Source organism: Rhizobium sp. SEMIA 4085, from assembly GCF_013004495.1.
In the GTDB taxonomy this organism is placed as follows: Bacteria; Pseudomonadota; Alphaproteobacteria; order Rhizobiales; family Rhizobiaceae; genus Rhizobium; species Rhizobium gallicum.
Window position 1 is genome coordinate 1 of sequence record NZ_JABEPH010000603.1, and the last position, 2,076, is coordinate 2,076.

Here is a 2,076-nt window from a genome sequence, read left to right on the forward strand (position 1 = left end):
CGCCCCCACGTCCATGTCGGCGGCACGACGCCCTGCATGCTGCGCGGCTCTGAAGGCCGGATGAAGGTCTGCAAGAGCAAGATCCCCGATCACCCGTTCGAGCGCAATGCCGAAGGCACGCTCTCCTGGGAAGAGGTCGAATGTCTCGGGGCCTGCGTTAACGCACCGATGGTGATGATCGGCAAGGACACTTACGAAGACCTGACGCCGGAGCGCCTCGAAGAGATCATCGACACGTTCAATGCCGGCAATGGCGCAAGCATCAAGCCCGGCCCGCAGATCGACCGTCATTTTTCCTCGCCCGAAGGCGGTCCGACGACGCTTCTGGCGCCGGATCCCAAGCCGAAGGCTTCCGCAAAGAAGGCCGTCGGCGATGCCGTCAGCCTTCCGCCTTCCGAGGCCGGCCGTCCAAAGAGCGGTGACGCTGAAACCAATCCGGCGCTGAAGACGCCCCATACGGCGCCGAAGGCCGCGGCCAAAAATGTCAAGGCCGTCGAGGCTGCGCCGCTGCCTGCACCGGCCGAAAAGCCTGCAAAGGCAGCCGCTGCTCCGGCCGTGAGTAAGCCGGCGCTGACCGACAAGAACCGGCCGGTCGGCATCGAAAAGCCGACAGCTCCGGACGATCTCAAGCTGATCTCGGGCGTCGGTCCGAAGATCGAGGCCATTTTGAACGAACTCGGAATCTTCACCTACGCGCAGGTCGCAGGCTGGAAGAAGGCCGAACGCGACTGGGTCGATGGATACTTGAATTTCAAGGGCCGCATCGAGCGCGACGACTGGGCCAAGCAGGCCAAGGCGCTCGCCAAGGGCGGCGAAGCGGAATATATCAAGATCTTTGGCAAGAAGCCGCGGTAAGAGGTGTGAAGCATGTTACAAGATAAGGACCGCATCTTTACCAATATCTACGGCCTCAAGGACAAGTCCCTGAAAGGCGCGATGAGCCGCGGCCACTGGGACGGCACCAAGCAGATCCTCGAAAAGGGCCGCGACTGGATCGTCAACGAGATGAAGGCGTCTGGCCTTCGCGGCCGTGGCGGCGCAGGTTTTCCGACCGGTCTCAAGTGGTCCTTCATGCCGAAGGAAAGCGATGGCCGGCCGCACTATCTCGTCGTCAATGCCGACGAGTCGGAGCCCGGCACCTGCAAGGACCGCGACATCATGCGCCACGATCCGCATACGCTGATCGAAGGCTGCGTGGTTGCAAGCTTCGCCATGGGCGCGAACGCCGCCTACATCTATGTCCGCGGCGAATATATCCGCGAGCGTGAGGCACTGCAGGCGGCTATCGACGAATGCTATGATGCCGGCCTGCTCGGCAAGAACAACAAGCTCGGCTGGGACATGGAAATTTATGTCCATCACGGCGCCGGCGCTTACATCTGCGGCGAAGAAACCGCCCTGCTCGAAAGCCTTGAGGGCAAGAAGGGGCAGCCGCGCCTGAAGCCGCCGTTCCCGGCCAATATGGGTCTCTACGGCTGCCCGACGACGGTCAACAACGTCGAGTCGATCGCCGTTGCCCCGACGATCCTTCGCCGCGGCGCCGGCTGGTTCTCCTCGATCGGCCGTCCGAACAATGTCGGCACCAAACTTTTCATGCTCTCCGGCCACGTCAATAAGCCGTGCACCGTCGAAGAGGAAATGGGCATTACTTTCCGCGAGCTTGTCGATCGTCACGCCGGTGGCATTCGCGGCGGCTGGGACAACCTGCTCGCCGTCATTCCTGGCGGCGCCTCGTGCCCGATCGTGCCCGCCAAGGACATCATCGATTGCCCGATGGATTTCGACGGCCTGCGCGCTGTCGGTTCGTCCTTCGGCACGGCCGCCGCGATCGTCATGGACAAGTCCACCGACGTCATCAAGGCGATTGCCCGCATCTCGGCTTTCTTCAAGCATGAGAGCTGCGGCCAGTGCACGCCGTGCCGCGAAGGCACCGGCTGGATGTGGCGCGTGATGGAGCGTATGGCCAAGGGCAATGCCCACAAGCGCGAGATCGACATGCTCTTCCAGGTCACCAAGCAGATCGAAGGCCACACCATCTGTGCGCTCGGCGATGCTGCCGCATGGCCGGTGCAGGGT

2 protein-coding genes are annotated in these 2,076 nt (G+C 62.6%); both read left to right on the forward strand.

Annotation, left to right across the window (positions count from 1 at the left end; all coding sequences use genetic code 11):
- A partial coding sequence (locus C9413_RS31535) for an NAD(P)H-dependent oxidoreductase subunit E (protein WP_170251455.1) occupies positions 1-855 on the forward strand: 855 nt, incomplete at its 5' end.
- Positions 856-867: 12 nt separating this feature from the next.
- A partial coding sequence (nuoF, locus tag C9413_RS31540) for an NADH-quinone oxidoreductase subunit NuoF (protein ID WP_170251457.1) occupies positions 868-2,076 on the forward strand: 1,209 nt, incomplete at its 3' end.